A 22,758-nucleotide genomic window follows, 5' to 3' on the forward strand; every position below is an offset into this window, starting at 1 on the left:
CCCGCTGTAAATACAGCGGGTGGGCTTTCTGATGTTTATGCGTTGCCGCTTTCTTCAATCGTGAAGCAGGAACGTATCGGAATCACGCCACGCCGGGAAGGCTTCGCGATAATCCTGTAACGCTTCAAGAGACAGTTCGGCGTCGATAATCATCGCTGAGCCTGGCTCGGCGCGCGCCAGCTCTTCGCCCTGCGGATTAATAATCAGGCTGTCGCCGCTGTAGTGATGGCCGTTATCGTCATCCCCGACGCGGTTGCATCCGGCGACGTAGGCCTGATTTTCAATAGCACGCGCGGTCAGTAACGTTTGCCAGTGATGGCTGCGGCGCGCAGGCCAGTTGGCGACGTAGAGCGCCAGATCGTAATCCTGTTTATTGCGCGAATAGACCGGAAAACGCAGGTCGTAACAGACTTGCGGCAGAATACGCCAGCCGCGCCATTCGACGATTTCACGGCGTTTGCCCGGCACGTAATAATTATGTTCGCCCGCCATGCGGAACAGATGGCGTTTATCGTAGGAATGCACTTTGCCCTGCGGCTCGACCAGCAGGAAACGGTTTACCGCGCCTTCCGTCGTGCTCAGCGCCACGCTGCCGCCAATCATTGCACCGAGTTTTTTCGCCCACTGATGCAGCCATTCCACCACGCGTGACTGTGGCAGCGCGCTGCCCGGCGCCTGCATGGCGAAACCGGTGGTGAACATTTCCGGCAGAATAATCAGGTCGCGGCCGGTCAGTGAACCCAGCAGACCGTCGAAATGCGCGAGATTGGCCTCGCCGTCCAGCCACACCAGTGGTTGTTGCAATACGCACAGTTTTAAAGTTGACACAGGCGCTCCGCAGCAGCGTCCAGCGTGGCTTCCTGTTTGGCAAAGCACAGCCGGATCAGTTTATGTGGGAAGGGCGCGGCGCAGAATACCGACATCGGAATGGCCGCAACGCCCACATGTTCAGTCAGCCAGTGGCAGAATGCAACATCGTCCAGATCCGAGACTTCGCTGTAATCCACCAGCAGGAAATACGTGCCCTGGCTCGGCAACACTTTCAGACGGCTGTTCGCCAGCCCTTGCGCCAGACGGTCACGCTTGGCCTGATAAAATGCCGGTAATTCCTGCCAGTGTTCCGGCGCTTCACGCAGCATATCCGCCAGCGCCAGCTGAACCGGTGTGGAGATCGAAAACGTCAGATACTGGTGAACTTTGCGCAGTTCTGCGCTGATAATCGCCGGGGCGATACAATAACCCACGCGCCAGCCGGTCATGTGATAGGTCTTGCCGAACGATGACACCGCAATCGCACGTTGGCGCAGTTGCGGGTGGCGCAGCACGCTGGCGTGGCCTTCCGGCGCAAAGCAAATGTGTTCGTATACTTCGTCGCTGAGCACAAAAATGTGTTTATCAGCAATGGTTTGCCAGAGCTGCTCAACGTCGCTGTGGCTCCAGACCGTGGCCGACGGATTGTGTGGCGTGTTGATGATGACAAGTTTCGTGCGGTCGGTTATCTGATCGGCGAATTCCGCCCAGTTAACCTTGAATTCCGGCGGCTGCAGCTGAATGCGTTTCATCACGCCGCCCGCCAGTTCTACCGCAGGCGCGTAGCAGTCGTAGCTCGGGTCAAACGCAATCACTTCGTCGCCTTTTGACACCAGCGCGGTGATGGCGATGTACAAAGATTCGGTGGCGCCGGCGGTGATCGTGATGTCGGTATTGGCGTCAGGCGCGTAGCCGTAAATCTGTTCAGTTTTTGCGGCAATCGCTTCACGCAATGGCGCGGTGCCGGTCATCGGCGCGTACTGGTTCGCGCCCTGACTGACGTGATACGCCAGACGGTTGCGCAGATACTCGGGGCCATCGAAATCAGGGAAACCCTGAGACAGGTTAATGGCGTTGTGCTTTTGCGCCAGGGCACTCATCTGAGTAAAAATGGTGGTGCCGAGGGAAGGAAGCTTACTTTCGGGGATCAGTGCGGCTGTGCTCATGGCGGGTCAATACTCCTGGACCGGTGCAGATAGCGATGTTGCTCACAATATAACACGATGTTAATATTTGGCAATCGAGACGCTTAGATGGCTAAATGCCAATTCAATCTAGGCCATATCAATTATTTATATATCGCGGTTTTCACTCCGAACTCAGGCCCTCAACGCACGATTTTTCAGGATTACGATGACAGAGAATTTGCAACTGGGCGCGCTGCTGGCGGCCTGTCACTGGATTGGTCAGAAGGGCTGGAGCCCGGCGACAGGCGGGAATATGTCTGTTCGCGAAGGTGATGCTCATTGCCTGATCACCGAATCAGGAAAAGACAAAGGATCGCTGACCGCAGAAGATTTTCTGCTGGTTGAACTGGAAAGCGGACTGGCACCCAGCGGTCGTCGTCCTTCCGCTGAAACCGGCCTGCACACCATGCTGTATTCCCGCTATCCTGAAACAGGGGCGGTGCTGCATACACATTCGGTGAATTCGACCGTTTTGTCCCGCGTGGAACGCAGCGGCGCGCTGGTGCTGGAAGGCTACGAAATGCAGAAATCGCTGAGCGGCCAGACGACGCACCTCGATCAGGTGGTGATCCCGATTTTTGACAACAGCCAGGACATCTCAGCGCTGGTGCAGAAGATTATTGCCAGCTCGGAACACGCGCCGTTGCAGTATGGTTTTTTGCTGCGCGGCCACGGTCTGACCTGCTGGGGACGGGATGTGGCGGAAGCACGCCGCCATCTGGAAGGACTGGAATTTTTATTCCAGTGTGAACTGCAACGTCGCCTGCTGGAGGCTAAATGATCCGCGCCATCGTCACTGATATTGAAGGCACCACCACGGATATCCGTTTTGTGCATCAGGTGTTATTCCCGTATGCCCGTCAGCGTCTGGCCGAATTTCTGCGTCATCAGCACGAAGAGCCCGAAGTGGCGGCTGCGCTGAACGCTTTGCGAGCCGAAATCGATCGCCCGCAGGCCAGCGTCGAGGCCCTGATTGAGCAACTTTTTACCTACATGGACAACGACGTCAAATCGACGTCGCTGAAAGTCTTGCAGGGTATTATCTGGCGCACCGGTTATGAGAACGGTGATTTCCGCGGGCATTTGTACGCGGATGTTGCGCCGCAGTTAGAAGCCTGGAAAGCCGACGGTTTGCAGCTTTGCGTGTATTCTTCCGGTTCCGTTGACGCGCAAAAACTGCTGTTCGGCTACAGCGATGCGGGCGACCTCACGCCGCTGTTCAGCGGATATTTCGACACCCGCGTTGGCGCCAAGCGTGAAACAGAGTCCTATCAGAACATCGCCGAACAGCTGATTTTACCGCCCGCTGATTTACTGTTTTTATCGGACATCCGTCAGGAACTGGACGCCGCGCGCCTGGCGGGCTGGCACACCTGCCAGCTGATCCGTGACGACGCTGACGAACTCAGCGACCACCTGCAAGTTAATCGTTTTGATCAGATAGCCTTAGAAACATTCTTATAAGAGGGTTGACCATGAGTGCATTGACGATTTTTAGTGACCAGGATCCTTCCGCGCCAGTTTGGGAAAGCCGGGACGGCGACGCCATCGCCGCAGAGCTGAGCAAAATTGATGTACGTTTCGAGCGCTGGCAGGCCGACCGTGATTTAGGCGAAAATCCCCAGTCGCAGGACGTGATCGCCGCGTATCAGCATGAAATCGACAAACTGGTAGAAGAGAAGGGTTATCAGAGCTGGGATGTGATCAGCATGCGTCCGGATAACGAACAGCGCGACGTGCTGCGCACTAAATTCCTCTCCGAGCATACTCACGGTGAAGACGAAGTGCGTTTCTTCGTCGAAGGCGCCGGGCTGTTTTGCCTGCATCTGAACGGTAAGATTTTCCAGATCCTGTGCGAGAAAAACGATCTGATTTCTGTCCCCGCCAATACCCGCCACTGGTTTGACATGGGCGGCTCACCGTCGTTTACCGCGATCCGCGTGTTTGATAATCCGGAAGGCTGGGTGGCGCATTTTACAGGCGACGGTATCGCGGATAAGTACCCGAGGATGGGGGAGTAAGCCTTTTAGAAAGGCTCCAAAGGAGACCTTGGGCTCAAGGGACGCTTAGCGTAAATTTCGGTTTTTCATGTGCGATGATCGCTTAGCGGCTCGCGCCGAAACCGACCAAAGAGGCCCAGGACGGGGCCTCTTTGGAATCTCCGCGTCTTTCTAACTGCGTGCTATCGCTCGCTGGCTATGTTTCAGGGGCCAGCGCTATTGCCGCGAAAACTTGCCGCTGCGCGGTACCCTCACTCGGTTTCGAGCCACAGGTCTCGAAACACTTAGCTCGGCAAGCTTTCTGAAAGCGGCTGGAGGCTTTTTTAAAAGATAAACCATTCTGCTTTTGAATTTAGATAAGCCCCTGGCCGCTTTCAAAACGACGTCGAATGAACGGTGAGAAACAGCGAGAGTCTTTTTCCGAGCCGGTTCGAGCCTGAAATGAGAGCACCGCGCAGCGGCGGCGTTTGCGGCAATAACGGGTGTTACTGAAACATAGCCAGCGAGCGATAGCGCGTGTTGAAAAAGCGGGGAGAAATCCAAAAGAGGGAAAGCACTTCCCTCTTTTGGTCGGTTTCGGCACGAGCCGCTAAGCGATCACCGAACATGTAAAACCGAAATTTCGCAATACCGCCTTAGCGCTACATGTTTGCACATGTAAAACCGAAATTTCCGCAATACCGCCTTAGTGCTGCCCGCGGCTCAGCCCAGCCGCCAACGAAGCCGTGAAGACCCCTTCGCGCACCTGCGCTGGCGTCACCACGCCCACATCCAGCACCCATCCGCTGATCAACTCCGCAGGAGTGACATCAAACGCCGGATTGTAAACTTTCGCATCAAGCGGAGCCCACTGCACGGAACCAAAACTGCCGGAAACGCCGGTGACTTCTTGGGCGTCGCGTTGTTCGATAGGGATCGCAGCGCCGTTCGGACAATGCGGATCGTGCGTGGTGTGCGGCGCGGCGACGTAGAACGGGATGCCGTGGTATTTCGCCAAAACCGCCAGGCTGTAAGTGCCGATCTTGTTGGCGACATCGCCATTCGCTGCGATGCGGTCAGCGCCGACCCAGACGGCGTCAACGCGTTTTTGTGCCATCAGGCTGGCGGCCATCGAGTCGCAAATCAGCTGATACGGAATGCCCAGTTCGCCCAGTTCCCACGCGGTGAGACGGCCACCCTGCAATAACGGGCGCGTTTCATCGACCCAAACCTGTTCGACATTCCCCTGTTCATGCGCGCGGCGGATTACGCCAATGGCCGTGCCGACGCCAGCTGTCGCCAGCCCGCCGGTGTTGCAGTGGGTCAGCAAACGGCTGCCCGGTGTCACCAGCGTAGCGCCGTGCGTCGCAATGCTGTCGCACAGCGCGCGGTCTTCATCCACCAGACGCAACGCTTCTTCCACTAACGCTTTCACATAATCAGGATGTTGCAACGCGGTTTTCATCCGGTCGAGATTATTCATCAGATTGACGGCGGTCGGGCGTGAAGCACGCAGTGTTTCCAGCGCATGATGCAATTCATCCTGCGCCATTCCACGTTCGGCCAGCAGCGCCAGCAGCAGGCTGGCGGATAAACCAATCAGCGGCGCACCGCGCACGCGCAGGGCGCGGATATGATCCACCAGTTCGCTGACGTCGCGGCATTCGCGCCAGTCAGATTGCTGCGGCAGGGCCTGCTGATCGAGGATCCACAGCTGGTTTTCGCGGATACGTAAACTGGTGGTTGTGAGGCTTTGCATTGTTGGTTAAATCCTTGTTGCCCGGTTGCATCTGTTCACTTATTCTGCCAACATGTTTTATGGATGTATAGACGTCTAAACACTTTTAAGGCTAAAAGATAATTTCGAGAGGTCAGGATGTCGCGCTACTACACATTTACCGCCGAAGATGCTGTTGAATATGCCCGTAAATACGGTGGCGTAGCAGATCCGCAATCTCTGGTCACCGCCGATGAAATCGGTGACGGAAACCTGAATCTGGTTTTTAAAATCCGCGATACCACGGGCAAAAGCCGCGTAATCGTGAAACAGGCTTTGCCGTACGTGCGCTGCGTCGGGGAATCCTGGCCGCTGACGCTCGACCGTGCGCGCATCGAAGCGGAAACGCTGATTATTCACGGTCAGTATTGCCCGCAGCATACGGTGCAGGTGTTGCATCACGACGCCGGACTGGCGGTGATGGTGCAGGAAGATTTGTCGGATCATCAGATCTGGCGCAGCGAGCTGGTGCAGGGAAAATACTTCCCGCAGGCCGCCAGCCAGCTGGGTGAATACCTGGCGCAGACGCTGTTTCATACCTCGGATTTTTTCCAGAACGCGCAGACCAAAAAAGCCGAAGTATCCCGTTTCACTAATCCTGAATTGTGTCAGATCACCGAAGATCTGTTTTTCACCGATCCTTATGTCGATCACGAACGGAATAATTTTGACCCGGTTTTGCAGCCGGAAGTCGATGCGCTGCGTGCCGATAAACCGCTGCGTCTGGCGGTGGCGGCGCTCAAGCACCGTTTCCTGAGCAAAGCCGAAGCGTTGCTGCACGGCGATATTCACAGCGGTTCGATTTTTGTGGCCGAAGGCAAGCTGAAAGCCATAGATGCCGAGTTCGGTTATTACGGCCCTGTCGGCTTTGATCCGGGCTCGGCTATCGGTAATTTGTTGCTGAACTATTGCGGTTTGCCGGGGCTGGTGGGCGTGCGTGAAGCCGCCGACGGTCGCGAGCAGCGCCTGAAAGATGTGCGCGAACTGTGGCTGAGCTTCTCCGAACGTTTCCTGCAACTGGCGCGTGAAAAATCACAGGATCCGACGCTGGCCGAGCCGGGCTACGCCGACGTTTTCTTGCAGGAAGTCTGGCACGACGCGGTAGGTTATTGTGGCGCGGAACTGATCCGTCGCACTATCGGGCTGGCGCACGTAGCCGATCTCGATACCATTAAAGATGCTGCGATGCGTGCTGACTGCCAGCGACACGCGCTGAGTCTCGGAAAATGGCTGATTCTGACAGCGTCGCGAATCAGTGATGTGGAATCCTTTATCGCGCGCATCCGCCAGTTCAGCTAATTCTGTCGGTTTCTTGTATAATGCCCGCCTTCGAGGTGCGTAGGGGTAAACCCGGTGGCATTTCCTCGGTTTACTTTTAACAGGAATACAGAATTATGATGCATAACCATGTCTTGCGCAGCGTGCGCTACATGCTGGATTTGAGCGAAGGTCAGTTGATTGAAATCCTCAAAACCACCGGCACGCCGGTCAGCCCTGAAGTGATGTCCCGTTATCTGAAAAAAGAAGACGAAGAAGGGTATATGGAAGTGCCGGACGAAGTCATGGCGAACTTCCTGAACGGGCTGATTGTGTTCAAACGCGGTAAAGACGATCGTTTCCCGGCACCGGAAGTGGAAAAACGTCTGACCAACAACATTATGCTGAAAAAGCTGCGTGTGGCATTTGAGCTGAAAACTGAAGACATGATTGCCGTGCTGACGGCGGCAGATTTCAAAGTCTCCGAAGGCGAACTGAGTGCATTCTTCCGCAAGGAAGGGCACAAAAACTATCGTCCGTGCGGCGATCAGGTTCTGCGCTATTTCCTGAAAGGGCTGACCGCGAAAATTCGTCCTAAGAAAAGCTAAGCTTTAAACATTCGGCTGATAAATATATTTGGCGCAATGTATATGAAATGAATAATAAGCGGGGTGCTGTGAATGTCAGCGCCCCGTTTTTATGTTTATTGGTTTTGTAAGGATGAAATTTCGTTATTACAGTTTTACTTCACGTTTCCCCGCTTTATTTTTGACAGTTTATTCGGCCAGAACCTATCTTCATTTCTCATTATGAAATCTCCGGGCACTATTTTAATAAAAACAAAACAACGTCGTTAATTTATATCGATGGTTTGATTTTGTATTGAAAAGGATATCGTAATTATGAGAAAGATTAAGACGCTGGCATTATTAGTGGGGATCGCCGTGTCGGGTTCTGCGATGGCAGCTGGCTCTTCAGCCAGTCTGGAAGCCCGTATGGCACAGCTTGAAGAGCGCCTTCAACAAGCAGAAGCGCGCGCAGAATCGGCTGAAAAACAAATTCAGCAGCTGAAAAAACAAGATGTGAAGCGTGAACAGGAAATTGCCAGCGTGAAAGAATCCACGCCGCTAGAAGTAAAAACAGACGGTATCTCGAAGGATAAACTTTTAACGCTTAATGGTTTCGATAATCTCAAATTATACGGTGACGTAGAATTTAACGTCGACGGCGCAAGCCGCAGCGGGCAATTAATTTCGGCCAAAAGTGGCGATGATAATAAATGGAATGGCGGCAATGAACGCTGGGACGTCAATGGCCGTTTACTGATCGGGCTGGATGGTTATCGCCGGAATGATAAAGGGCAATTCTCCGGGTTCTCCGTTCAACCTACTGCCGATTTAAATGGGACGATGGGTGTCGATGATGCGGCCTTCTTCTTCGGGGAAGAAAAAGACTGGATGGCGAAAATCGGACGCTTTGAAGCCTACGATATGTTCCCGCTTAATCAGGATACCTTCATCGAATATTCCGGCAATACTGCCAATGACCTCTACGCTGACGGCTACGGTTATGTCTACATGATGAAAGAAGGGCGCGGACGTAGCGACAGCGGCGGTAATATTCTGCTGAATAAAAATATCGGTAACTGGTATTTCGAACTCAATACTCTGCTTGAAGACGGCACTTCGCTGTTTGCCGAAAATAACTATCACGGAAACCATCTTGAACAGGATAAAAACGTCGCGTATCTGCGGCCGGTTATTGCCTGGAAAGGCGAGGCGTTCTCCGTCGCTGCGGCGATGGAAACCAATATCGTCAACAATGCTTACGGCTACAAGAACGATCAGGGCGAAACCATTGATCAGTCCAAACGTAACGGTTACGGCATGACCATGACCTGGAACGGGCAGAAAGCGGATCCGGAAAACGGCATCGTAGCGAACCTGAGCACGGCGTACATGGACGCCTCCGACGAGAAAGATTTCACGGTCGGCACTAATGCCCTGTGGAAAAACTTCGAACTGGGTTACATCTACGCGCATAACCGTATTGAAGAGTTTAATGCCAACGGTTTACGGCCAATGAATGACGAAAACGCCGGTGATGACTGGTTCAGCGAGCCGGGGAGCTACGATATTCATACGATCCACGCCAGTTATCTCATCCCGAACGTGATGGACATGAAGAACTTCAATGTCTATCTGGGCGCGTACGTGTCGATGCTGGAAGCGGATAAACATTACAGCAACGATAATGACAGCGATCAGCGCTATGGCGGGCGTGTAAGATTCAAGTATTACTTCTGATTACCCGTCATCCAGAAAAGAAAAAACCTGAGTGCGTAAACACTCAGGCTTTTTTTAACCGTAAATTTTAAGAATTAAGCGGCTTCGGTATGGCGCGGTTTGGCGTCATCCTTTTTTGCGCTTTCTTCCTCCACGTCCTGCTTTTTCGCGGCCAGTTCGTGTGGCTCAAAATCATCGACGTTAATAGAACGCAGGCGGCTTTCTTCCGCACGGCTGAGAATGCGCGCGTCGTCGGCGCTCAGGTGACCGGCATCCAGACCTTTTTGCGCCAGAATATCCAGACGGGTGAACGGCAGTTTTTTACCCATCGCGTCGCACAGGCGTTTATGCACCGGTTCGGCGGCCAGAATATCCAGTAACGCTTCTTCCAGCAGCCCGACCGGGTTGTGCTCGCTTGGCGTCAGATACTGACCGCGACCAATGCGGCTGCGGGTCGCAGAAGGCACCTGAAGAATACGCGCCAGTTCATGATCAAGACGATCTGACGGTGCCGCGTGTGAACGGCCCAGCGGGAAAATCACCAGGCGCATCACGCCCGCCACAAACGCATTCGGGAAGTTACGCAGCAGGTCGTCGATAGCCACTTCGGCCTGATGCAGACAATCCTGCACGCCCCAGTGAACCAACGGTAAATCAGCCTTGTTGCAACCTTCTTCATCAAAGCGTTTCAGGGTCGCCGTCGCCAGATACATCTGGCTGAGGATATCGCCGAGCCGGGCGGAAATACGTTCGCGACGTTTCAGGCTGCCGCCCAGCACGCCCATGGACACGTCAGCCAGCAGCGCGAGGTTAGCGCTCAGACGGTTAATGTGCTGGTAATAACGCGCGGTTTTATCGTTAACCGGCGTATCGCTGGTGCGGCCGTTGGTCAGACCGAGCCAGAAGCTGCGCACTTTGTTGCTGCCGACGTGGCCGATATGCCCGAACAGCGCACGGTCGAAATCGTCCAGATCATTTTTCTCAGCCGCCGCCATTTCACGCAGAACGTAAGGATGGCAACGGATAGCGCCCTGACCGAAGATGATCATGCTGCGGGTCAGAATGTTGGCGCCTTCCACGGTAATCGCAATCGGCGCGCCCTGATAGGTACGGGCCACGAAGTTGCTTTTACCGAGCATGATGCCTTTACCGCCGGTGATATCCATCGCGTCCATGACAGCGCGCTGACCACGGTGGGTACAGTGATATTTCACAATCGCCGACAGCACTGCCGGTTTTTCACCGAGCATAATGCCGTTGGTGATGAGTGTTGCAGCGGCGTCCATCACATAAGCGTTACCGGCAATACGCGCCAGCGGTTCTTCGATGCCTTCCATTTTACCGATAGGCAGTTTGAACTGACGGCGAATGTACGCGTAAGCGCCGGTCGCCATCGCAAGTGATTTCAGGCTGCCGGTGGAGTTAGACGGCAGGGTAATGCCGCGGCCCACGGACAGACATTCCACCAGCATACGCCAGCCCTGACCGGCCATTTTCGGGCCGCCGATGATGTAATCGATCGGAACGAAAATATCGTTACCGCGGGTCGGACCGTTCTGGAATGGCACGTTCAGCGGGAAGTGGCGGTGGCCAATTTCCACGCCCTGGGTGTCCGTAGGGATCAGCGCACAGGTAATACCCAGATCCGTTTCACTGCCGAGCAGATGGTCGGGGTCTTTCAGTTTAAACGCCAGACCGAGCACGGTGGCGATAGGTGCCAGCGTGATGTAACGCTTGTTCCAGGTCAGGCGCATACCGAGCACTTCTTTGCCCTGCCACTGGCCTTTACAGACGATACCGAAATCCGGAATTGCGCCGGCATCAGACCCGGCTTCCGGGCTGGTCAGGGCGAAACAAGGGATTTCCAGACCTTGAGCCAGACGAGGCAGATAGTGGTCTTTCTGTTCTTCGGTGCCGTAATGTTGCAGCAATTCGCCCGGACCGAGGGAGTTCGGCACGCCGACGGTGATCGCCAGAATTCCGGATACACCCGCCAGTTTCTGTAACACGCGGGCCTGAGCGTAAGCGGAGAATTCCAGACCGCCGTACTCTTTCTTAATGATCATCGCGAAGAAGCGGTGCTCTTTCAGATACGCCCACAACTCCGGCGGCAAATCAGCCAGTTCGTGCGTGATCTCAAAGTCGTTCGCCATGCGACAGGCTTCTTCAACCGGGCCGTCGATAAAGCGCTGCTCTTCTTCGGTCAGGTGTTGTTCAGGGTAATCCTGCAATTTTCTCCAGTCCGGCTTACCGCCGAACAGATCGCCTTCCCACCAGGTCGTACCGGCTTCAATCGCTTCTTTTTCGGTACGCGACATGGCGGGCATCACTTTACGGAAGGTGCGAAGTGCCGGCGCGGAGAACAATGCGCGGCGCAGTGCGGGCACATTGAACGGCAGCAGAATAATCGCCAGTGGCAGTAACAGCCACAACGTCCAAAGATGAATGGCGCCCATGGCAGCAGTAAATGCCAGTAAAATCAGGCTGCTAAAGGCAAGGTTGACCTTGTGATAGAACAACGCACCAAGGATCACGACAAATGCAACAATGCTAAGAACCATCATAGTAAAGCTCCTGAGTAGTAGGAGGTCTGACCTGTTGTAGGGATACAATGGTTTTAGTTCATGCTCATTTCTTTATCAATGTGTTTACATACTAATTACAACACAGCTCACAAACCGGCCGCACGAAGCGTCAAAAACGGAAACTATAAGAATCATTACCGCTTCTTGGCTTCTCGCTGTTTCGGCTTTCCGTTAAACTGCTCAGCGGAAAGTTTTATTGCTATCGGCCAGCCACAGCTGGCTGCAAATGGACATAAAAGAGGCTGCTATGTACCAGGATATTATCCGTACTGAACTGAACGAAGCTGCTGCTACGCTGAATAAATTCATCGGCGATCCGGCAAATATTGAGTCTATTCAACGTGCAGCAGTGCTGCTGGCCGATTCATTCAAGGCGGGTGGGAAAGTGATTTCCTGCGGTAACGGCGGTTCACACTGTGACGCCATGCATTTCGCAGAAGAACTGACCGGCCGCTATCGTGAAAACCGTCCGGGCTACCCGGCGATTGCGATTTCTGACGTCAGCCACATCTCCTGCGTGGGCAACGATTTCGGTTACGAATATATCTTCTCCCGTTATCTGGAAGCCGTGGGTCAGAAAGGCGATGTGCTGTTGGGCATCTCCACATCCGGCAATTCCGGTAACGTGATCAAAGCGATTGAAGCCGCGCGCGCCAAAGGCATGAAAGTTATTACCCTGACCGGAAAAGACGGCGGTAAAATGGACGGTTCTGCTGACGTGGAAATTCGCGTGCCACACTTTGGCTTCGCTGACCGCGTGCAGGAAATCCACATTAAAGTGATTCATATCCTGATCTTATTAATCGAAAAAGAGATGGCGAAGGCGTAATGCTTTTGCTGTAAAGGAGGCGGGAGATGTGCGAATTGCTCGGGATGAGCGCTAACGTTCCAACTGATATTTGCTTCAGTTTCAGTGGATTAGTGCAGCGCGGTGGCGGGACAGGCCCGCATAAAGACGGCTGGGGCATTACCTTCTACGAGGGGAATGGCTGTCGTACTTTTAAAGATCCGATGCCGAGTTTTAATTCGCCTATTGCCCGCCTTGTTCAGGATTATCCGATCAAATCCTGCGCGGTGATTTCCCATATTCGTCAGGCTAACCGTGGCGAAGTGGCGCTGGAGAATACCCATCCGTTTACCCGCGAACTGTGGGGCCATAACTGGACTTACGCGCACAACGGCCAGCTTCGCGGTTATCGTCAGCTGGATACCGGTACGTTGCGTCCGGTCGGGCAAACCGACAGTGAATACGCATTTTGCTGGTTGCTGCATAAACTTACGCAGCGTTATCCGCGTCGTCCGGCCAGCTGGCCGCCGGTGTTCCGGTATATTGCGTCGCTGGCAGATGAGTTACGGCAAAAGGGCGTGTTTAATATGCTGTTGTCGGACGGGCATTTTGTGATGGCCTATTGTTCGACCAATCTGCACTGGATCACGCGGCGGGCGCCTTTCGGAAAGGCAACGTTGTTGGATCAGGATGTGGAAATTGATTTTCAGCAGCAGACGACACCGGATGATGTCGTCACCGTGATTGCCACGCAACCGCTGACGGCAAACGAAACCTGGAACAAAATTGCTCCAGGTGAATTCGCATTATTTCACCGGGGCGAACGCCAGCTGTGAAGGCAGCGGGATGTTTGACAACGGTTGCAGCACTTCATATTTCCCATTAGTCACCACAACGTTCGGTGGCTGATGGTGCTTCTCAAAGTACGCAAAGCCCGGCTGTAGCTGACGCCAGAACGTGATGTAGCTTGAGTTTTTGTGCGACTGCATGTTGGCATCGGTCATTTTGAACGGATAAATGCTGATCTGCACGTTGCGCTGGCCGAACTGGAAGGCCGCCTGCACGTAGGTGAAGATTTCATCCATATAACCGTCAGTCATCGCGTAGCAACCGATAGATTTGCAGTTGCCGTGGATCATCAGATACTTACCTGAATAACCTTGCGAGATGTCATAGGCGTTGGGGAAACCTATGTTGATGGCGCGATAAAAGCGGCTGTCCGGTTTCAGGTGGTGAATATCCACGTTGTAGAAACCTTCCGGGCTTTTAAAATCACCTTCACGACGTTTATTTCCTAAACCGCCAGAAAAATCGCAGATGCCGTAACTGCCGATCAGACGATATTCGCCGTCGAGCTGAGCATACAATTCGAGTTTACGTTCTTGTTTGAAAATCTGGATATAAACGGGAGCACCTAACAATTGTTTTTTAAGTGCCGCGTTAACCGGGACAGCATCGCTGGCCACGGCGTAATTTGCTGTAAATAAAGGCAAACTGAGGAGCATCGCAAGAAACAGCGCGATTCTGATCATTCTAAGTCCTGCTCGATAATAATTTTGATTATTTTGTCTACAGATGAACTGCCTGTAAGACCGCCACTGATTTTCTTCTTATGTACTGCCTGTCTGAAACGTTGCCATATTAATACTGATTAATTTTTTAGCAATCACCAAATATTGAATTCTCGCTTCAGGAAATGTAAATACTTTCTGATGCCATTAATGGTGATTAATTAAGCCAAATTAACCGTCATTTTCTGTGTTTGAAATCTCCTGATTCAACTGTATACTTATACAGTCATTGGGGGAGGGCTATGCGCAAAATCATTCATGTGGATATGGACTGCTTTTTCGCGGCCGTCGAGATGCGCGATGATCCTTCCCTGCGCGACATTCCTATCGCCATCGGTGGCAGCCGTGACCGGCGTGGCGTCATCAGCACCGCCAATTATCCGGCACGCAAATTCGGCGTACACAGCGCGATGCCGACCGGAATGGCGCTCAAACTTTGCCCGCACCTGAAAGTGATTCCCGGCAGAATGGAAGCGTATAAAGAAGCGTCCAACCATATTCGCGAAATCTTTGCGCGTTATACGCCATTGATCGAGCCGCTGTCACTCGACGAAGCTTATCTGGATGTTTCAGAATCGACCCAATGCAATGGCTCCGCGACGCTGATCGCCGCTGAAATCCGTCAGGCCATTTTTGAGGAAATTAATCTGACGGCCTCAGCGGGCATTGCGCCTATCAAATTTCTGGCAAAAATTGCCTCAGACCTGAATAAACCCAACGGCCAGTTTGTGATTACGCCAGACAAGGTTGAAGCTTTTTTACTGGATCTGCCGCTGAGTAAAATCCCCGGCGTTGGCAAAGTCACCGCCCAGCGATTGCAGGAGCAGGGGCTGATCACCTGCGGCGACGTACAGCGCTATGATTTAGCGAGGCTGCTCAAGCGTTTCGGGAAGTTTGGACGCGTGCTGTGGGAGCGTTGTCAGGGCATCGACGACCGTGAGATTTCAGCCGAGCGGCTGCGGAAATCTGTCGGCGTGGAACGCACGCTGGCGGAAGATATCCACAGCTGGGAAGAATGCGTGGCACTGATCGAACGCTTATATCCTGAATTACAAACGCGCCTGAGCCGTGTCAGCCCGAATTTACGCATCGCGCGTCAGGGCGTGAAACTCAAATTCCATGATTTCCAGCAGACGACGCAGGAACATGTCTGGCCGGTGCTCAATAAAGAAGATTTACTGAAAGTCGCGCGTGAAGCGTGGGAACAGCGGCGCGGCGGGCGGGGAGTCAGGCTGGTGGGGTTGCATGTCACGTTGCAGGATCCGCAGATTGAGCGGCAACTTCTTCTTCCCTGGGAGTAATCCCCGTCATCCTTCAAACTGTCTCTGCGTTGGCTGCCTTCGCAAATCCCGGTCACCTACTTGTGTATGCTCCCGGGTATTTACTCAATTGCCGCCTTGATACAGCCCGAATGATTCAGGGGATTGATCGAGTATTAACCGCGTTCAGGAATCGCTTTCAGCAGAGCTGTCAGCAGTTTCCAGTACAACTCAACGCTGGCGATTTCAACCTGCTCGTCCGGCGAGTGTGGCCCGGTGATGGTTGGCCCGATGGAAACCATGTCCATGTCCGGGTACGGTTTTTTGAACAGACCGCATTCCAGACCGGCGTGGATCACCATGATATTCGGGGTTTTGCTGAACAGCGTTTCGTAGGTTTCACGCACCAGCGTCATCACCGGAGAGCTTGGTTCAGGTTTCCAGCCAGGATAGCTGCCTTTTGCCAGACTTTTCGCGCCTGCCAGTTCGCTCAGCGACTTCAGCATGCTAACGACGTATTCTTTGCCGCTGTCGATAAGGGAACGGATCAGGCTGTTGATCGCGACTTCGTCATCTTTCATGGTGACAACGCCGACGTTCAGGGAGGTTTCTACCACGCCTTTGACGTCATCGCTCATGCGGATCACGCCGTTTGGCGTCGCGTTCAGCAACGCAATGAATTTGCCCTGGCTGTCTTTGCTCAGCGCTTTCGCAGTACTTTCTGCTGCTTCCACGACAAAAGCGATTTTCTTCTCAACCGCAGACAGCTCGAACTGAATCGTTGCCAGGAATTCCTGTGCAGCGGCTTTCAGTGCGTCTGCTTTATCGGCTGCAATCGCCAGTGTGGCGATGGCTTCGCGGGGAATGGCGTTACGCAGCGTACCGCCGGTGAAATCCAGCAGGCGCAGGCCGAGGGTGTCGGCGTGTTCTGACAGGAAGCGCACCAGCAGTTTGCTGGCATTGCCCAGACCGAGGTGGATATCCGCGCCGGAGTGGCCGCCTTTCAGTCCCTTCAGGGTCAGTTTCAGCGTGGTGAAACCGGCCGGAACCGCTTCGCGGCTCAGTGGCAGAGTGGCGGTAAAATCAATCCCGCCGGCGCAACCCATGTAGATTTCGCCTTCGGTTTCAGAATCGGTGTTGATCAGAATTTCAGACTGTAACCAGTTTGGTTGCAGGCCGAATGCGCCCGCCATGCCGGTTTCCTCGGTCATGGTCAGCAGCACTTCCAGCGGCCCGTGTTCTACGCTTTCATCAGCCAGAACCGCCAGTGCAGAAGCCAGGCCAATACCGTTGTCTGCGCCCAGCGTGGTGCCGCGGGCTTTTACCCAGCCGTCTTCAATGAGCGGCTGAATCGGATCTTTAGTGAAATCGTGAACAGTATCGTTGTTTTTCTGCGGCACCATATCGAGGTGAGCCTGCAGGGCAACGGCTTTGCGGTTTTCCATGCCTTTGGTGGCCGGTTTGCGCAGCAAAATGTTGCCAACTTCATCACGCTCAGCGTGGATACCCTTTTCCTGAGCCCATTCAACGATGTGTTTTGCCAGCGCTTCTTCATGATAAGAAGGGTGCGGAATTGAACAGATTTTGGCAAAAATATCCCACAACGGTTGTGGCGAAAGCTGAGACAGTTCAGACACTATAAGTCTCCTGTAACAGTCAGCTCATTCAGGCTCCATTTGCAGGGGAACTGATTGAGATGCTGTAGGTTTAAGGTTAAGTAATCCCCGCCAAACTGTGTGGCGAGTGGCCTGACAGAATATCACTTAATCTTAACCTGTGCGCGGGCGCGGGGAGAAAATCCGGGTTTTTTGGGGCCGTGAGGCCAGATAATCGCTGGTTTTTGTGAGCCGGACTCACTATAATCTCGCGCAACCTTTTTCCCCGAATACACCCGTCATACTTCAAATTGCAGATGCGTTGGCCGCGTTCGCTCACCCGAATCACTGACTTAGGTCAGCTCATCGGGATTCGTTCACTTGCCGCCTTCCTGCAATCCGAATTATTTAGGGTTTAAATTTTTAGAAGCCGTTAATTCACTGGCTGGGACACCTTTATGAGCGAAAAATACGTTGTAACCTGGGACATGCTGCAAATCCACGCCCGCACGATGGCTAAACGTCTGCTGCCGGCAGAACAATGGAAAGGCATTATTGCCGTCAGCCGCGGCGGTCTGGTTCCGGCAGCGTTACTGGCTCGCGAACTGTGCATCCGTCATGTGGATACCGTATGTATCTCCAGCTACGACCACGACAATCAGCGTGAAATGCAAGTGCTGAAACGCGCAGAAGGTGACGGTGAAGGTTTCATCGTAATCGACGATCTGGTCGATACCGGCGGTACTGCAAAAGCGATCCGCGAAATGTATCCGAAAGCGCATTTCATCACGATCTTCGCCAAACCTGCCGGTGCGCCGCTGGTTGACGATTACGTGGTTGATATCCCGCAGAACACCTGGATTGAACAGCCGTGGGATATGGGCGTGGTGTTCGTCCCGCCATTGGTCGGTAAGTAAATCCTCGTCATCCTTCGCGCCGCCTTGATGCAGCACGAAGGATTTAGAGGATGCAATGACCCCCTTTTAACGCCTGGCTAATTGCCGGGCGTTTTGCTTTTGCTGACTTGAAATCCTTTCCGCTTGACCTCACTCCTGTCTTGTCGCAACGTGGGCGGGTTATAATCCCTGCCTGAAACGTTCGCCTGCGGGCGAAAAGCTGCTTGCTAACGGAGGATCTTGCATCATGGCTCCAGCCAATCTCACGGAAAAACTGTTCAAACCGTCATTCAAATATCCGGAAACTTCGACACTGGTTCATCGCGTTCATCATCACAATACGCACCCGCCGATGCACTCAGCGCTGGAAGGGGATACCGTGAATTGTTGGTACCGGACAATCAACCGTCTGATGTGGATGTGGCGCGGCGTTGATCCGCTGGAAGTGGAAGAAGTGCTGTCGCGCATTGCCGTTTCTCAGGCCGAACACAGCGACCCGTTATTGCTGGATACCGTCATTGGCTATCGCAACGGTAACTGGATTTATGAATGGTCCAATCAGGCCATGCACTGGCAGCAAAAAGCCGCCGATGAAAAAGACGCCAATCTTGCCAGCGAATACTGGCTGAAAGCCGCGAACCTTTACAGCATTGCCGGTTATCCGCATCTGAAAGGCGATACGCTGGCAGAACAGGCGGAAGCGCTGGCTAATAAAGCGTTTGAGAAATCCTCCGAACATTCGCCGTATGATCTGAAAGAGCTGGAATTCAAAATTCCGGGCGGTGCACCGATCACCGGTTTCCTGCATCTGCCGAACGAAGGCAAAGCGCCGTTCCCGACGGTGATGGTGTGCGGCGGTCTGGACACGTTACAAAGTGACCATCAGCGCCTGTTCCGCTCTTATCTCGCGCCGATGGGCATTGCGATGCTCACCATCGACATGCCGTCGATCGGTTTTTCCTCTAAATGGAAACTGACGCAGGACACCAGCTTTCTGCATCAGCAGGTTCTCATGCAGCTTTCTGATGTGCCGTGGGTAGATGCGAGCCGCGTCAGCTTGCTGGGTTATCGGTTTGGGGCGAACGTCGCCGTGCGGCTGGCGTATCTCGAACCACGCCGCGTACGGGCTGTGGCGACGCTGGGCGCGCTGGTGCATTCGCTGCTGAGCGACCCGAAATGTCAGGAACAGGTGCCGGATATGTACATGGACGTGCTGGCGAGCCGCATCGGAATGTCGACCGCGTCGGACTCCGCGCTGAAAACCGAACTTAATCGATATTCTCTGAAAACGCAGGGATTATTAGGGCGCAGAACACCGACGCCAATGCTTGCCGCCTACTGGGAAAGCGATATCTTCAGCCCGAAGAGCGAAGCCAGGCTGATTGCGGATTCCTCCTCCGAAGGCAAGATTCTGACCATCAAAAGTGAGCCGCTTTATCAGCACTTTGACAGCGCGTTACACGAAATTTGTGAATGGCTGGAAAAGCATATGCGTTAACTTAACAGTTGCTAATTCCTAACGTTTTGCTAAAAAGGATCGTCTTTCTATGGAGGTTGTACTATGACGTTACCAAGTGGTCATCCTAAAAGCAGGCTAATGAAACGTTTCGGTACGCTGGGGCCGTACATTAGAGAAGGGAAATGCGAGAACGACCGCTTTTTCTTTGACTGCTTAGCTGTCTGTGTGAACGTGAAGCCCGCACCGGAGAAGCGTGAATTCTGGGGCTGGTGGATTGAGTTGCAGGCTGAAGACGAGCGTTTTACCTATGTTTATCATTTCGGCTTGTTCGATAAAGATGGCATCTGGAAAGCGCAAAACATTAAAGATGCTGAAGTACGTGAGAAGCTTGAGACGACGTTGAAAGGGTTCCACAAGAATCTCAACAAGATGATCGAAGAGATGTCCCTCAGACTGGAACCTGCTGATGATTTCAGCGAGGAACCGGTAAAGCTCTCCGCCTGACACCTTCTGTACTACCCATTCCCACGATGAATACTGCTATTATAGCGTTATGCCGGTTGGCATAACGCTTCTCCCCTGTTACAAAGACAACGAAGCATTTCTTATTTCACCTTAATGGAAAGACTAATGAGTGGCAGTCAGACACTGGTTGTAAAACTGGGCACCAGCGTGCTCACTGGCGGTTCACGCCGCCTCAACCGTGCTCACATTGTTGAGCTTGTCCGCCAGTGCGCGCAACAACATGCGGCAGGGCACCGGATTGTGATTGTAACGTCGGGCGCGATTGCCGCCGGGCGTGAACATCTTGGCTACCCCGAACTCCCCGCCACCATTGCTTCCAAACAGCTGCTGGCTGCCGTCGGGCAAAGCCGTTTAATCCAGCTCTGGGAGCAATTGTTTTCGATTTATGGCATTCACATTGGTCAGATGCTGCTGACGCGTGCCGATATGGAAGACCGTGAGCGTTTCCTTAACGCCCGCGACACGATGCACGCGCTGCTCGATAACCGTATCGTACCGGTCATTAACGAGAATGATGCGGTGGCGACGGCGGAGATCAAAGTCGGCGATAACGACAATCTTTCCGCGCTGGCTGCCATTCTGGCCGGTGCCGATAAACTGCTGCTGCTGACGGATCAGAGCGGGCTTTTCACCGCCGATCCGCGCACCAATCCAGAAGCCGAACTGATCCGCGAAGTCATGACGATTGATGACGAACTGCGTGGCGTGGCGGGCGACAGTGTTTCCGGTCTGGGCACCGGCGGTATGGCGACCAAATTGCAGGCCGCGGATGTCGCGTGCCGTGCGGGTGTCGATACTATTATTGCTGCGGGCAGCCTGCCGGGCGTGATTGGCGATGTGATTAACGGCGTTTCCGTTGGCACGCGCTTCCACGCAATGGAGACCCCGTTGGAAAACCGCAAACGCTGGATCTTCGGTGCGCCCCCTGCCGGTGAAATCACCATCGACGACGGCGCGGTTTCCGCCATGATGGAGCGCGGCAGTTCCCTGCTGCCAAAAGGTATCCGCGAAGTGAAAGGCGATTTCTCGCGTGGCGAAGTGATCCGCATCCGCAACCTGAACGGGCGTGACCTCGCGCACGGTGTCAGCCGCTACAACAGCGATGCGATGCGCATGATTGCCGGTCATCACTCTCAGCAGATCAGCGAAATTCTCGGTTACGAGTACGGCCCGGTTGCTGTGCATCGTGACGATATGATTGTCAGTTAAGGAGTAATACATGCTTAACGAGATGGGCAAGGCCGCGAAAGCCGCGTCCTGGCAGCTCTCCACCCTCAGCACTGCGCAGAAAAACCGTACCCTGATGCTGATGGCCGATATGCTCGAAGCCAACAGCCAGAGCATTATTCTTGCCAACGAACTCGACATGGCCGCCGCACGTGAAAGCGGGATGAGCGACGCATTATTAGACCGCCTGCTGCTTACGCCCGCGCGCTTATCGGCGATTGCCAGCGACGTGCGTGATGTCTGCCGCCTGAGCGATCCGGTCGGGCAGGTGATTGACGGTTCGCAGCAGGACAGCGGTTTACGTCTCGAGCGCCGCCGTGTACCGCTTGGCGTGATCGGCGTGATTTATGAAGCCCGCCCGAACGTCACCATCGATGTCGCCAGCCTGTGCCTGAAAACCGGCAACGCCGTTATCCTGCGCGGCGGTAAAGAAACGCACCACACCAATCAGGCGACGGTTAACGTCATTCAGATGGCGCTGGAAGAGTGCGGATTGCCGAAAGCGGCCGTTCAGGCGATTGAAAGCCCGGATCGCGCGCTGGTGGCTGAACTGCTGCGTCTGGATAAATACGTCGACATGCTGATCCCACGCGGTGGTGCGGCGCTGCACAAACTGTGCCGCGAACAGTCCACTATTCCGGTGATCACCGGCGGTATCGGCGTGTGTCATACCTTTGTGGATGAAAGCGCTGATTTCGACAAAGCGCTGACCGTGCTGGAAAGCGCGAAAGTACAGCGTCCGAGCGCCTGTAACAGCCTGGAGACCGTGCTGGTGCATGAAGCCATTGCTGCCCGTTTCCTGCCGCAACTGAGCGACAAAATGCACCGCGCAGGCGTCACGCTGCATGCCAGCGAGACGGCGATGCCTTATCTGCAAAATGGCCCGGCGAAAGTGCTGGCGGTGACCGAAGAAGATTACTCGGATGAATGGCTGTCGCTGGATCTGAACGTCACCGTCGTCGCCGATCTGGACGCCGCCGTGGCGCATATCCGCACCTACGGCACCGAACATTCGGATGCGATCCTCACCCGTTCCATCAGCAGCGCTGACAGATTCGTACGTGAAGTGGATTCTTCGGCGGTATACGTCAACGCCAGCACCCGTTTCACCGACGGCGGACAGTTCGGTTTAGGCGCAGAAGTAGCGGTCAGCACGCAAAAACTGCACGCCCGCGGCCCGATGGGATTAGAAGCCCTGACGACGTATAAATGGATTGGTTATGGCGACGATTTAGTGCGTCCGTGACCCTTTTTCCACCGGTTTCAATCCTATGAAACCGGTGGAAATTTCCTATTCTGCGTCATTTGATGAGAAAAACAGCAAACGCACTTTCAGGGGCTTGACGTCAGCGTCAGATTTCACTAATTTAGCACCCCGTAGTTCCCCGGTAACACTTCAAAAAGCCGACTTAGCTCAGTAGGTAGAGCAACTGACTTGTAATCAGTAGGTCACCAGTTCGATTCCGGTAGTCGGCACCATTTTTAAGATCCTAATCCCAGAAATATCAAAACGTTAATATTCTACGCTCCGGCGATGTCCTGCTGTTATCAGCCCGCTT

General features: G+C 53.9%; 20 protein-coding genes and 1 tRNA gene. 15 read left to right on the forward strand and 6 right to left on the reverse strand.

Features of this window, described 5'->3' with window-relative positions; translation table 11 throughout:
• Positions 1–54: 54 nt before the first annotated feature.
• Positions 55–828: an amidohydrolase gene (locus J1782_RS03195; protein WP_152324659.1), complete on the reverse strand. Its 774-nt coding sequence runs from the start codon at positions 826–828 to the stop codon at positions 55–57.
• Positions 816–1,976, reverse strand: a complete 1,161-nt coding sequence (locus J1782_RS03200) for a pyridoxal phosphate-dependent aminotransferase (protein WP_217152410.1) — start codon at positions 1,974–1,976, stop codon at positions 816–818. The genes J1782_RS03195 and J1782_RS03200 overlap by 13 nt, the downstream gene beginning before the upstream one ends.
• 187 nt (positions 1,977–2,163) lie before the next feature.
• On the opposite strand from J1782_RS03200, the gene J1782_RS03205 reads away from it, so the two are divergent.
• The 3 genes from J1782_RS03205 to J1782_RS03215 are packed head-to-tail and all read left to right on the forward strand — an operon-like array spanning position 2,164 to position 4,018.
• Positions 2,164–2,778, forward strand: a complete 615-nt coding sequence (locus tag J1782_RS03205; RefSeq protein WP_165058586.1) for a methylthioribulose 1-phosphate dehydratase — start codon at positions 2,164–2,166, stop codon at positions 2,776–2,778.
• Complete coding sequence (gene mtnC, locus J1782_RS03210; RefSeq protein WP_152324656.1) at positions 2,775–3,461, forward strand: acireductone synthase; 687 nt, start codon at positions 2,775–2,777, stop codon at positions 3,459–3,461. Before J1782_RS03205 ends, mtnC begins: the two co-directional genes overlap by 4 nt.
• Positions 3,462–3,472: 11 nt before the next feature.
• Positions 3,473–4,018 (forward strand): acireductone dioxygenase, encoded by a 546-nt coding sequence (locus J1782_RS03215; RefSeq protein ID WP_217152411.1) that lies wholly within the window; start codon positions 3,473–3,475, stop codon positions 4,016–4,018.
• A gap of 664 nt (positions 4,019–4,682) precedes the next feature.
• Here the strand turns inward: J1782_RS03215 and mtnA are convergent.
• A complete protein-coding gene (gene mtnA, locus J1782_RS03220; protein ID WP_217152412.1) occupies positions 4,683–5,735 on the reverse strand; it encodes an S-methyl-5-thioribose-1-phosphate isomerase in 1,053 nt (350 codons plus the stop codon).
• 117 nt (positions 5,736–5,852) lie between these two features.
• Here mtnA and mtnK point away from each other — a divergent pair, with 117 nt between their 5' ends.
• The 3 genes from mtnK (at position 5,853) to J1782_RS03235 (ending at position 9,316) form a co-directional block, all read left to right on the forward strand.
• The gene (gene mtnK / locus J1782_RS03225; RefSeq protein WP_152324653.1) at positions 5,853–7,052 is read left to right on the forward strand and encodes an S-methyl-5-thioribose kinase; all 1,200 of its coding nucleotides are present in this window, start codon (positions 5,853–5,855) and stop codon (positions 7,050–7,052) included.
• A 95-nt stretch (positions 7,053–7,147) separates the two neighbouring features.
• Positions 7,148–7,618 (forward strand): DUF1456 family protein, encoded by a 471-nt coding sequence (locus J1782_RS03230; protein WP_152324652.1) that lies wholly within the window; start codon positions 7,148–7,150, stop codon positions 7,616–7,618.
• A gap of 294 nt (positions 7,619–7,912) precedes the next feature.
• On the forward strand, positions 7,913–9,316 hold the full coding sequence (locus J1782_RS03235; RefSeq protein ID WP_217152413.1) for a carbohydrate porin: 1,404 nt from the start codon (positions 7,913–7,915) through the stop codon (positions 9,314–9,316).
• Between the two features lie 74 nt (positions 9,317–9,390).
• Here the strand turns inward: J1782_RS03235 and fadE are convergent, their stop codons facing one another.
• The gene (gene fadE / locus J1782_RS03240; protein ID WP_217152414.1) at positions 9,391–11,859 is read right to left on the reverse strand and encodes an acyl-CoA dehydrogenase FadE; all 2,469 of its coding nucleotides are present in this window, start codon (positions 11,857–11,859) and stop codon (positions 9,391–9,393) included.
• A gap of 268 nt (positions 11,860–12,127) precedes the next feature.
• On the opposite strand from fadE, the gene lpcA reads away from it, so the two are divergent.
• Positions 12,128–12,709: a D-sedoheptulose 7-phosphate isomerase gene (lpcA, locus tag J1782_RS03245; RefSeq protein ID WP_152324649.1), complete on the forward strand. Its 582-nt coding sequence runs from the start codon at positions 12,128–12,130 to the stop codon at positions 12,707–12,709.
• 26 nt (positions 12,710–12,735) lie between these two features.
• Positions 12,736–13,503 (forward strand): class II glutamine amidotransferase, encoded by a 768-nt coding sequence (locus J1782_RS03250; RefSeq protein WP_152324648.1) that lies wholly within the window; start codon positions 12,736–12,738, stop codon positions 13,501–13,503.
• Here J1782_RS03250 and dpaA read toward each other — a convergent pair.
• Positions 13,474–14,199 (reverse strand): peptidoglycan meso-diaminopimelic acid protein amidase, encoded by a 726-nt coding sequence (gene dpaA / locus J1782_RS03255; RefSeq protein WP_152324647.1) that lies wholly within the window; start codon positions 14,197–14,199, stop codon positions 13,474–13,476. The two genes, J1782_RS03250 and dpaA, sit on opposite strands and share 30 nt — an antisense overlap.
• A 281-nt stretch (positions 14,200–14,480) precedes the next feature.
• On the opposite strand from dpaA, the gene dinB reads away from it, so the two are divergent.
• Positions 14,481–15,539, forward strand: coding sequence for a DNA polymerase IV (gene dinB / locus J1782_RS03260; protein ID WP_217152415.1), 1,059 nt, complete (start codon positions 14,481–14,483; stop codon positions 15,537–15,539).
• Between the two features lie 134 nt (positions 15,540–15,673).
• Here dinB and pepD read toward each other — a convergent pair whose 3' ends face one another.
• On the reverse strand, positions 15,674–17,134 hold the full coding sequence (gene pepD / locus J1782_RS03265) for a beta-Ala-His dipeptidase (RefSeq protein ID WP_217152416.1): 1,461 nt from the start codon (positions 17,132–17,134) through the stop codon (positions 15,674–15,676).
• Positions 17,135–17,550: 416 nt separating this feature from the next.
• Here pepD and gpt point away from each other — a divergent pair, with 416 nt between their 5' ends.
• The 6 genes from gpt to J1782_RS03295 all read left to right on the forward strand — a co-directional run bounded on the left by gpt (position 17,551) and on the right by J1782_RS03295 (position 22,678).
• Positions 17,551–18,009 (forward strand): xanthine phosphoribosyltransferase, encoded by a 459-nt coding sequence (gpt, locus tag J1782_RS03270; RefSeq protein WP_056781475.1) that lies wholly within the window; start codon positions 17,551–17,553, stop codon positions 18,007–18,009.
• 226 nt (positions 18,010–18,235) lie between these two features.
• Positions 18,236–19,486 carry an esterase FrsA gene (gene frsA, locus J1782_RS03275; RefSeq protein ID WP_152324644.1) on the forward strand — a complete coding sequence of 417 codons (1,251 nt, stop codon included), beginning with the start codon at positions 18,236–18,238 and terminating at the stop codon, positions 19,484–19,486.
• Between the two features lie 63 nt (positions 19,487–19,549).
• Positions 19,550–19,951 carry a sigma factor-binding protein Crl gene (crl, locus tag J1782_RS03280; protein ID WP_152324643.1) on the forward strand — a complete coding sequence of 134 codons (402 nt, stop codon included), beginning with the start codon at positions 19,550–19,552 and terminating at the stop codon, positions 19,949–19,951.
• Positions 19,952–20,077: 126 nt separating this feature from the next.
• Positions 20,078–21,181: a glutamate 5-kinase gene (proB, locus tag J1782_RS03285; RefSeq protein WP_152324642.1), complete on the forward strand. Its 1,104-nt coding sequence runs from the start codon at positions 20,078–20,080 to the stop codon at positions 21,179–21,181.
• Between the two features lie 10 nt (positions 21,182–21,191).
• Positions 21,192–22,445, forward strand: a complete 1,254-nt coding sequence (proA, locus tag J1782_RS03290) for a glutamate-5-semialdehyde dehydrogenase (RefSeq protein WP_152324641.1) — start codon at positions 21,192–21,194, stop codon at positions 22,443–22,445.
• A 157-nt stretch (positions 22,446–22,602) separates the two neighbouring features.
• Positions 22,603–22,678: transfer RNA gene (locus tag J1782_RS03295), tRNA-Thr, on the forward strand.
• Positions 22,679–22,758: the final 80 nt, after the last annotated feature.

Source organism: Rahnella sp. BCC 1045, from assembly GCF_019049615.1.
Lineage (GTDB): Bacteria > Pseudomonadota > Gammaproteobacteria > Enterobacterales > Enterobacteriaceae > Rahnella > Rahnella contaminans.

What these genes read in the sequence shown, in the direction of transcription:
- J1782_RS03200 (WP_217152410.1), bottom strand. Translation starts at nt 1,976, where the DNA reads ATGAGCACAGCCGCACTGATCCCCGAAAGTAAGCTTCCTTCCCTCGGC.
- J1782_RS03205 (WP_165058586.1), top strand. Translation starts at nt 2,164, where the DNA reads ATGACAGAGAATTTGCAACTGGGCGCGCTGCTGGCGGCCTGTCACTGG.
- mtnC (WP_152324656.1), top strand. Translation starts at nt 2,775, where the DNA reads ATGATCCGCGCCATCGTCACTGATATTGAAGGCACCACCACGGATATC.
- J1782_RS03215 (WP_217152411.1), top strand. Translation starts at nt 3,473, where the DNA reads ATGAGTGCATTGACGATTTTTAGTGACCAGGATCCTTCCGCGCCAGTT.
- mtnA (WP_217152412.1), bottom strand. Translation starts at nt 5,735, where the DNA reads ATGCAAAGCCTCACAACCACCAGTTTACGTATCCGCGAAAACCAGCTG.
- mtnK (WP_152324653.1), top strand. Translation starts at nt 5,853, where the DNA reads ATGTCGCGCTACTACACATTTACCGCCGAAGATGCTGTTGAATATGCC.
- J1782_RS03230 (WP_152324652.1), top strand. Translation starts at nt 7,148, where the DNA reads ATGATGCATAACCATGTCTTGCGCAGCGTGCGCTACATGCTGGATTTG.
- J1782_RS03235 (WP_217152413.1), top strand. Translation starts at nt 7,913, where the DNA reads ATGAGAAAGATTAAGACGCTGGCATTATTAGTGGGGATCGCCGTGTCG.
- fadE (WP_217152414.1), bottom strand. Translation starts at nt 11,859, where the DNA reads ATGATGGTTCTTAGCATTGTTGCATTTGTCGTGATCCTTGGTGCGTTG.
- lpcA (WP_152324649.1), top strand. Translation starts at nt 12,128, where the DNA reads ATGTACCAGGATATTATCCGTACTGAACTGAACGAAGCTGCTGCTACG.
- J1782_RS03250 (WP_152324648.1), top strand. Translation starts at nt 12,736, where the DNA reads ATGTGCGAATTGCTCGGGATGAGCGCTAACGTTCCAACTGATATTTGC.
- dpaA (WP_152324647.1), bottom strand. Translation starts at nt 14,199, where the DNA reads ATGATCAGAATCGCGCTGTTTCTTGCGATGCTCCTCAGTTTGCCTTTA.
- dinB (WP_217152415.1), top strand. Translation starts at nt 14,481, where the DNA reads ATGCGCAAAATCATTCATGTGGATATGGACTGCTTTTTCGCGGCCGTC.
- gpt (WP_056781475.1), top strand. Translation starts at nt 17,551, where the DNA reads ATGAGCGAAAAATACGTTGTAACCTGGGACATGCTGCAAATCCACGCC.
- frsA (WP_152324644.1), top strand. Translation starts at nt 18,236, where the DNA reads ATGGCTCCAGCCAATCTCACGGAAAAACTGTTCAAACCGTCATTCAAA.
- crl (WP_152324643.1), top strand. Translation starts at nt 19,550, where the DNA reads ATGACGTTACCAAGTGGTCATCCTAAAAGCAGGCTAATGAAACGTTTC.
- proB (WP_152324642.1), top strand. Translation starts at nt 20,078, where the DNA reads ATGAGTGGCAGTCAGACACTGGTTGTAAAACTGGGCACCAGCGTGCTC.
- proA (WP_152324641.1), top strand. Translation starts at nt 21,192, where the DNA reads ATGCTTAACGAGATGGGCAAGGCCGCGAAAGCCGCGTCCTGGCAGCTC.